This is a genomic window from Bartonella sp. AP150HLJHH, from assembly GCF_042196385.1.
Lineage (GTDB): Bacteria > Pseudomonadota > Alphaproteobacteria > Rhizobiales > Rhizobiaceae > Bartonella.
Map to the genome: position 1 here is coordinate 79,823 of NZ_JBHIQC010000007.1, position 8,329 is coordinate 88,151.

General features: G+C 41.4%; 7 protein-coding genes, 1 tRNA gene and 1 pseudogene. All 9 read right to left on the minus strand.

The window, feature by feature from the left end:
- Positions 1-105 precede the first annotated feature (105 nt).
- Positions 106-4,254, minus strand: coding sequence for a DNA-directed RNA polymerase subunit beta (gene rpoB, locus ACFING_RS04655; RefSeq protein WP_375612113.1), 4,149 nt, complete (start codon positions 4,252-4,254; stop codon positions 106-108).
- Positions 4,255-4,543: 289 nt separating this feature from the next.
- Positions 4,544-4,915, minus strand: a complete 372-nt coding sequence (gene rplL / locus ACFING_RS04660) for a 50S ribosomal protein L7/L12 (protein ID WP_273790654.1) — start codon at positions 4,913-4,915, stop codon at positions 4,544-4,546.
- Between the two features lie 101 nt (positions 4,916-5,016).
- Positions 5,017-5,535 (minus strand): 50S ribosomal protein L10, encoded by a 519-nt coding sequence (gene rplJ, locus ACFING_RS04665; RefSeq protein ID WP_012755027.1) that lies wholly within the window; start codon positions 5,533-5,535, stop codon positions 5,017-5,019.
- 354 nt (positions 5,536-5,889) lie between these two features.
- Positions 5,890-6,594: a 50S ribosomal protein L1 gene (gene rplA / locus ACFING_RS04670; RefSeq protein WP_375613460.1), complete on the minus strand. Its 705-nt coding sequence runs from the start codon at positions 6,592-6,594 to the stop codon at positions 5,890-5,892.
- Between the two features lie 4 nt (positions 6,595-6,598).
- On the minus strand, positions 6,599-7,027 hold the full coding sequence (rplK, locus tag ACFING_RS04675) for a 50S ribosomal protein L11 (RefSeq protein WP_273723157.1): 429 nt from the start codon (positions 7,025-7,027) through the stop codon (positions 6,599-6,601).
- A 150-nt stretch (positions 7,028-7,177) separates the two neighbouring features.
- Entirely contained in the window at positions 7,178-7,708 is a 531-nt protein-coding gene (gene nusG, locus ACFING_RS04680; protein WP_273790740.1) for a transcription termination/antitermination protein NusG, read from the minus strand.
- Between the two features lie 20 nt (positions 7,709-7,728).
- The gene (gene secE, locus ACFING_RS04685; protein ID WP_273790652.1) at positions 7,729-7,941 is read right to left on the minus strand and encodes a preprotein translocase subunit SecE; all 213 of its coding nucleotides are present in this window, start codon (positions 7,939-7,941) and stop codon (positions 7,729-7,731) included.
- A gap of 200 nt (positions 7,942-8,141) precedes the next feature.
- A tRNA-Trp gene (locus ACFING_RS04690) sits at positions 8,142-8,217 on the minus strand.
- A 47-nt stretch (positions 8,218-8,264) separates the two neighbouring features.
- Positions 8,265-8,329: pseudogene (locus tag ACFING_RS04695) on the minus strand (elongation factor Tu); the annotation flags it as partial.

The window sequence follows — 8,329 nt, forward strand, 5'->3', positions numbered from 1 at the left end:
TAAAATACATTTACTTTTAAAAATGACCTGTATAGCCTTAATAAGGTTATTGAGCCTCTTAAAGTAATAAGAGCGCAGCCCTTTTCTAGTGCGCTCCTTGAATTATTATTCTGCCGTATCAGACAATGCCCGCTGTGCAATAAGTTCACGCGCATCATCAAGCTCCACATTAAGAGCAAGTGAGCGCATTTCTTTTACCAACACATTAAAGCTTTCGGGTATACCTGCCTCAAATGTATCATCACCACGCACAATTGCCTCATAGACTTTTGTTCGACCAGCCACATCATCTGATTTTACTGTTAGCATCTCCTGCAAAGTGTATGCAGCACCATAAGCTTCAAGCGCCCATACCTCCATTTCACCAAAACGCTGACCACCAAATTGTGCCTTACCTCCTAATGGCTGCTGCGTAACAAGTGAATAGGGACCAATAGAACGCGCATGAATCTTATCATCAACAAGGTGATGCAATTTCAACATGTAAATATATCCCACCGTTACTGGACGATCAAAAGGCTCCCCAGTACGACCATCATAAAGCGTAACCTGCCCTGAACTATCTAAGCCTGCGTCTTCCAGCATCATGTTAATATCAGACTCATGTGCTCCATCAAAAACAGGCGTTGCAATTGAAACCCCTTTCTTCATCTGCAAGGCCAATTTGTAAAGGCTTTCATTATCATACTGACGAACTGGTTCATTATGATTATCATCAGGCATAAGATTTTCAATACGCTGACGCAACGGCAATATATCCCCAGTCTCTTGATATAACTCTAACAAAGCACCAATCTTCTTGCCCATCCCCGCACATGCCCAACCAAGATGCGTTTCAAGAATTTGTCCAACATTCATACGACTAGGCACACCCAGCGGATTCAAGACGATATCAGCATGGGTCCCATCTTCAAGAAATGGCATATCTTCTACGGGAAGAATACGTGAAACAACACCCTTATTCCCGTGACGTCCCGCCATCTTGTCACCTGGTTGGATTTTGCGCTTCACAGCCACAAAAACTTTCACCATTTTCATGACACCAGGAGGCATTTCATCACCTCTTTGGACCTTTTCAACCTTATCCATAAAGCGACGTTGTAATGCTTCTTTTGATTCATCATATTGCTTGCGCAAAGCTTCAATTTCATTTTGAAGCTTTTCATCCTCAACAGCAAATTGCCACCACTGGGATCGCGGATAATGCCCCATTACTGTACTATCAAGCTTTTTACTACCCGAAAAGCCTTTCGGACCTTCTACAGCAACTTTACCTGTCAACATATCGGTGAGGCGCGCATAAACATTGCGATCAAGAATAGACTGTTCATCATCACGGTCTTTTGCTAAACGCTCAATTTCTTCACGCTCAATTGCCATCGCACGTTCATCTTTTTCCACGCCATGGCGATTAAAAACGCGAACTTCAACAACAGTACCAAAAGTCCCAGGAGGCATACGCATAGAAGTATCACGAACATCGGATGCCTTTTCCCCAAAAATTGCACGCAGAAGCTTTTCTTCCGGCGTCATGGGACTTTCACCTTTCGGGGTAATCTTTCCAACTAAAATATCACCTGGTTGAACTTCAGCACCAATATAAATAATGCCAGCTTCATCAAGATTTCTTAACGCTTCTTCCGCAACATTAGGAATGTCGCGCGTAATTTCCTCAGGTCCAAGTTTTGTATCGCGTGCCGCAACTTCAAATTCCTCGATATGAATTGAAGTAAACACATCATCAGCAACAATGCGCTCGGATAACAAAATAGAATCTTCATAATTGTATCCATTCCAAGGCATAAAGGCTACGAGAACATTCCGCCCAAGAGCCAAATCACCAAGATCCGTGGATGGACCATCTGCAATGATATCACCTTTCTCTACCCTATCACCGACATGTACAAGAGGACGCTGATTAATACAAGTGGACTGATTAGAACGCTGAAATTTCTGTAAGCGGTAAATATCAACGCCTGATTTTGAAGGATCTAAATCTTCTGTTGCACGGATAACAATACGGGTAGCATCGACTTGATCAACAACACCACTACGTTTTGCACTCACAGCAGCTCCTGAATCGCGCGCAACAATAGATTCCATTCCCGTCCCAACAAATGGCGCTTCAGCGCGTACAAGAGGAACTGCTTGACGCTGCATGTTCGATCCCATAAGCGCACGATTCGCATCATCATTTTCCAAAAAAGGAATAAGCGCTGCTGCAACTGAAACCAACTGTTTTGGTGAAACATCCATCAAATCAACATGATCACGCGGCGCCATTAAAACTTCACCAGCATGACGGCAAACAACAAACTCTTCTATAAAACGACCTTCGTTATCTAATGAAGAATTAGCCTGAGCGACATAATGCTTTGCTTCTTCCATCGCTGAAAGATAAATAACTTCTTTTGTGACTTTTCCATCAATAATTTTTCGATATGGGCTTTCAATAAAGCCATATTTGTTAACTCGCGCAAATGTTGCTAAGGAGTTAATCAGACCAATATTGGGGCCTTCTGGTGTTTCAATCGGACAAATACGACCATAATGCGTAGGATGTACGTCACGGACTTCAAAACCCGCACGTTCACGAGTCAAACCACCTGGACCAAGAGCAGAAAGACGGCGCTTATGGGTAATTTCTGACAATGGATTGGTTTGATCCATAAACTGCGACAATTGTGAAGACCCAAAAAATTCACGGACTGCTGCTGCCGCAGGCTTTGCATTGATCAAATCCTGTGGCATAACTGTATCAATTTCAACCGATGACATACGCTCTTTTATCGCACGTTCCATACGAAGAAGACCAATGCGATATTGATTTTCCATCAACTCCCCGACGGAACGAACGCGACGGTTGCCAAGATTATCAATATCATCAATTTCACCACGTCCATCACGCAATTCAACCAACATCTTAACAACAGCAAGAATATCCTCTTGGCGTAAAATGCGAACTGTGTCTGGACAATCAAGATCCATACGTAAATTCATCTTAACACGCCCGACAGCTGAAAGATCATAACGCTCTGGATCAAAAAACAATGAATGGAACATTGCTTCTGCTGTATCGATTGTAGGAGGTTCACCTGGACGCATCACCCGGTAAATATCAAATAACGCATCCTGCCGACTTTCATTTTTATCCACCTTCAAAGTATTGCGGATGTAAGCGCCAATATTCATGTGATCAATATCAAGAATATTGACTTGATCAGCACTAACATCGAGCAGAACTTTTAATACTTTTTCGTCAATTTCATCACCAGCTTCAAGGTAGATTTCACCTGTTTCGTAATTGACGATATCTTCGGCTAGATAACAACCTAATAAATCATCTTCACTAACTTTAACCGCTTTAAGTCCTTTTTCTACCAAAGACTTCGCAGTACGAACTGTTAATTTTTTACCAGCCTCCGCAACGACTTCACCACTATCTGCATCTATAAGGTCAGAAATGAGCTTCATTCCTTTAAAGCGATCCACAGAATAAGGAACTCGCCATCCTTCTCCATCACGCTCATAAGTCACTTTATCATAAAACGTCGATAAAATATCCGACGCATCCATACCTAATGCCATCAAAAGACTAGTAACAGGAATCTTGCGCCGTCGATCAATACGCGCATAAATGATGTCCTTAGCATCAAACTCAATATCAAGCCAAGAACCACGATACGGAATAACACGAGCAGCAAAAAGAAGCTTTCCTGATGAATGGGACTTTCCTTTATCATGGTCAAAAAAGACACCAGGAGAACGATGCATCTGAGAAACAATAACACGCTCCGTACCATTAACAATAAAGGTACCATTCGTCGTCATTAAAGGCATATCGCCCATATAAACGCCTTGCTCTTTAATGTCTTTGATATCTTTGGAGCCAGTATCCTCATCAACATCAAAAACAATCAAACGCAATATGACCTTTAATGGGGCAGCATAAGTTAAATCACGTTGACGGCACTCTTCAACATCAAATTTTGGTAAATCAAATTCATAACCTACAAACTCAAGCATAGCTGTACCGGAAAAATCTGAAATAGGAAAAACCGATTTAAAAACAGCTTGCAAACCTTCATCTGGTCGCCCACCTTTCGGTTCCTCAACCATGAGAAATTGATCGTATGAGGCTTTTTGAACCTCAATAAGATTCGGCATTTCTGCTACTTCAGGAATCTTACCAAAAAATTTCCGTACGCGCTTACGACCATTGAATTGAGACATCATTGCGTGAGTCTGAGCCATCGTCGCTCCTTGATCTTTACTCTTCAAGGTAGACCAACCTTGAAAGCCTTATACCATTAACCTGCATATGCAGACCAGTTCACTTGACACTCAATAATGAGCATCATTAACTTTCCCCACCAACATAAGCCATTTATCTCTTTGACTCTATGATGAAGGGGTAAGTAATCCAAACCTATCCCATTCCTGTTACGAAACCATTGGGAAAAGTTTTTTACTCATTATTTTCCCTCTTTGTATTAAGAGAAAGAAAATCGGCGAACATAAATGCCCGCCGATAAAATTAAATTTACTTAAGTTCCACCTTAGCACCGGCAGCTTCAAGTTGAGATTTAATTTTTTCTGCTTCTTCTTTAGAAGCAGCCTCTTTAATAGGCTTAGGTGCACCTTCAACCAGATCTTTAGCTTCTTTAAGACCAAGTCCAGTAAGAGCACGAACTTCCTTAATAACATTAATTTTTTGTGCGCCACCTTCAACAAGAATAACATCAAATTCTGTTTTTTCTTCAGCAGCTGGAGCAGCAGCACCAGCAACAGCAGCGACAGCTACAGGAGCAGCAGCCGAAACTCCCCACTTTTCTTCAAGTAACTTAGAAAGCTCAGCGGCTTCCAAAAGGGTTAGATTAGAAAGGTCTTCTACGATCTTCTCTAGATCAGCCATTTTTAAATTCCTTCAATTAAAAGATTTGAACCATTATTAAATCTTATTCAAAAAAACAGAAAAGCATTAAAGCTCTTCCATAAACGTGAATACAAACAGCCTTAAGCCGCCTTATCCTCCTGAGCATATGCTCCAATGACACGTGCAACCTGACCAGCAGGGGCATTAACAACCTGTGCAATACGGGTCGCAGGGGTAGAAATCATACCCACAAGTTTTGCACGCAACTCGTTTAATGAAGGCAATGAAGCCAATGACTTCACAGCATCTACAGTTAAACTTGTTGCACCCATTGAACCGCCAAGTATGACAAATTTGTCATTGCTTTTCGCAAAATCAACAGCAACTTTCGGTGCTGTGATTGGATCTTCTGAATAAGCAATAAGTGTTTGTCCAGTAAACAAACCCACTATCGATTCAGATTCCGTGCCCTGAAGAGCGATTTTAGCAAGACGGTTTTTGGCGACCTTAACGGCACCGCCAGCTTCACCCATTTTCGAACGCAGATCATTCATCTGTGAAACTGTCAGACCGGAATAATGTGCAACAACAACAGAACCAGACTTCCGAAAAGCCTCGTTAAGCCATGTAACAAATTCGCGTTTTTCCGCTCTATTCACTGTCTCTCTCCATTTAACAGATTTGCTTAAAACAAACCTGTTGGTTACCTTTGATAACATAAAATACTTCATGTCACCGATGAGGATCCTGTCCCCTTTTTTACGCACAGCGTTCAAAGGCAACCTTGGCTCAAACCCTTTAAGTCTTTTAACTCTCAGTTTTTACCCCAGTCTCATGCAGGTTTTTTTGATTAAGATACTTAAAAGCATCACCTACAATCTCGGACAGGATATTCCGGAATTTCTCCCGGTACAACCTAAGCCCTATAAAGCTTAGATAGCGAGCTGATCAAAATCAGCATTTTAAATACAATTTTGATATTCCCATACCCCAAAACAAAATTATAAATCAGCTTATACTAGCTCTGAACGAACCGTTGCTGGATCAACTTTAACACCAATTCCCATAGTCGACGAAACAGCAACGCGCTTAATATACTCACCTTTTGCACCTTGCGGTTTGGCTTTAATAACTGCACTTGCAAAGGCTTTTATATTTTCTACGATTTTTTCAACACCAAAAGAAGCCTTACCAATACCAGCATGCACAATACCAGCTTTTTCCACACGAAACTCAACAGCACCACCTTTAGAAGCTTTGACAGCACCGGCGACATCAAGTGTTACAGTACCAACTTTCGGATTCGGCATCAAACTCCGTGGACCAAGAATCTTACCAAGACGACCAACAAGAGGCATCATGTCTGGCGTTGCAATACAACGATCAAAATCTATAGTCCCTCTATTAACGCTTTCAAATAAATCTTCGGCACCCACAATATCAGCTCCTGCCGCCTTAGCTTCCTCAGCCTTATCCCCACGAGCAAAAACGGCAACACGAATATTTCTCCCTGTTCCATTAGGCAAATGAGCAACGCCTCGAACCATTTGATCAGCATGACGAGGATCAACACCCAAGTTCATTGAAATTTCGATTGTTTCATCAAACTTAGCAACGGCACGCTCCTTAACCATTGAAACGGCATCTTTTAAAGCGTAAAGTTCATTAAAATCAATATCTTTTCGGATATTTTTTATTCTTTTTGCTACTTTTGCCATAATATTAGCCCACCACTTCCAAGCCCATCGAGCGAGCAGAACCTTCAACCATACGCATTGCTGCCTCAATGTCATTCGCATTAAGATCTTTCATCTTTGATTCCGCAATCGAACGAATTTTATCGCGAGAAATGCTTCCTACAGACACTTTACCAGGCTCTTTTGAGCCAGATTTCAGATTTGCTTCCTTCTTTAAAAAGAATGATACAGGAGGCGTCTTGAGAGAAAAGGTGAAAGACTTATCTTGGTAATACGTAATAACAACTGGAATCGGTGCCCCCTTTTCCATTTCTTGTGTCGCTGCATTAAACGCCTTACAAAATTCCATGATATTAATACCACGCTGCCCAAGAGCTGGACCAATTGGTGGAGATGGAGTAGCAGCTCCTGCAGGGACCTGCAACTTAAGCTGACCTATACTTTTTTTTGCCATAACAATCTGCCTTTAATTTCACTGGTATACTGACAATTCATCTTGCCCGTTACCCGCTTGCAGTCACGTGGTTCGGATCATTAAGCCGACAAAAGCTATAAATCACCTCCCACTCCTTCCTTAAAGTAATTAAAACTACTCTAAGTTTAATCAGAGTTTTTCAACCTGACCAAATTCCAAATCAACAGGCGTAGGACGCCCAAAAATAAGCACTTCAACCTTAAGACGAGAGCGCTCTTCTTCAACCTCTTGAACAATTCCATTAAACGAAACAAAAGGACCATCAGCAACGCGAACTTGCTCTCCAACCTCAAACAATACAGAGGACTTTGGAGACTCAACCCTTTCCTGAACTTGTTTGAGAATTTGTTCAACCTCTCGATCAGAAATAGGAACAGGACGCGCATCCGACCCTAAAAAACCTGTCACTTTAGGCGTATTCTTAATAAGATGATAAACTTCATCTGTTAACTCAGCACGAACAAGAACATAACCAGGAAAAAATTTTCGCTCAGTATCAACTTTGCGTCCACGACGTACCTCTACAACACGCTCTGTTGGAACAAAAATCTTTTCAAAAAGATGATCAAGTCCCTTTTGCTTTGCCTCCTTATCAATAGCTTCCGCTACTTTCTTTTCAAAATTTGAATATGCCTGAACAATATACCAACGAGCTGCCACAGTCACACTTCCTTACATTCTCAACTAAAAAGATATTTCAGAAGATCAATAACCCGCCAAACACCAAAATGCATAACCTGATCCACAATAAAAAAGAAAGCTGAAGCCAATGCAGTTACCAACAAAACCATAATAGTAGAAATAACCGTCTCACGACGTGTAGGCCATTTCACTTTAATTGTTTCTGCATAAACCTGCTTCAAAAAGGTAATCGGATTGGTTTTAGATGCCATCGTCACACTATACTCTCTCTAGTCCTATTGTGTTTTATAGAACAAAATAAACAGGAAAAAAATGCAAAAGCCAACTTTCAGACTTATGCAATTTCCTTACTTTCTATTCAATACCGTTTCACACACAAAAAAACAAGCCCCATATCAAAAAAAGCGAAAAAGGCAGCAAAATCCACTCCCTTATATGTAAAACCCCTCTTTGGCAGGGGCAGCAGGACTTGAACCCGCGACCTGCGGTTTTGGAGACCGCCGCTCTACCAACTGAGCTATACCCCTAACTCTCAAAACTAAAACACTTTTAACACCCCTTTAACAAGCATTATTTATTCAATGATCTTAGAGACGATACCGGCACCAACAGTACGACCACCTTCACGAATAGCAAAAC

Coding starts and splice junctions, on each gene's coding strand:
- rplA (WP_375613460.1), bottom strand. CDS start 6,594: ATGGCAAAAGTAGCAAAAAGAATAAAAAATATCCGAAAAGATATTGAT.
- rplK (WP_273723157.1), bottom strand. CDS start 7,027: ATGGCAAAAAAAAGTATAGGTCAGCTTAAGTTGCAGGTCCCTGCAGGA.
- secE (WP_273790652.1), bottom strand. CDS start 7,941: ATGGCATCTAAAACCAATCCGATTACCTTTTTGAAGCAGGTTTATGCA.
- rpoB (WP_375612113.1), bottom strand. CDS start 4,254: ATGGCTCAGACTCACGCAATGATGTCTCAATTCAATGGTCGTAAGCGC.
- rplL (WP_273790654.1), bottom strand. CDS start 4,915: ATGGCTGATCTAGAGAAGATCGTAGAAGACCTTTCTAATCTAACCCTT.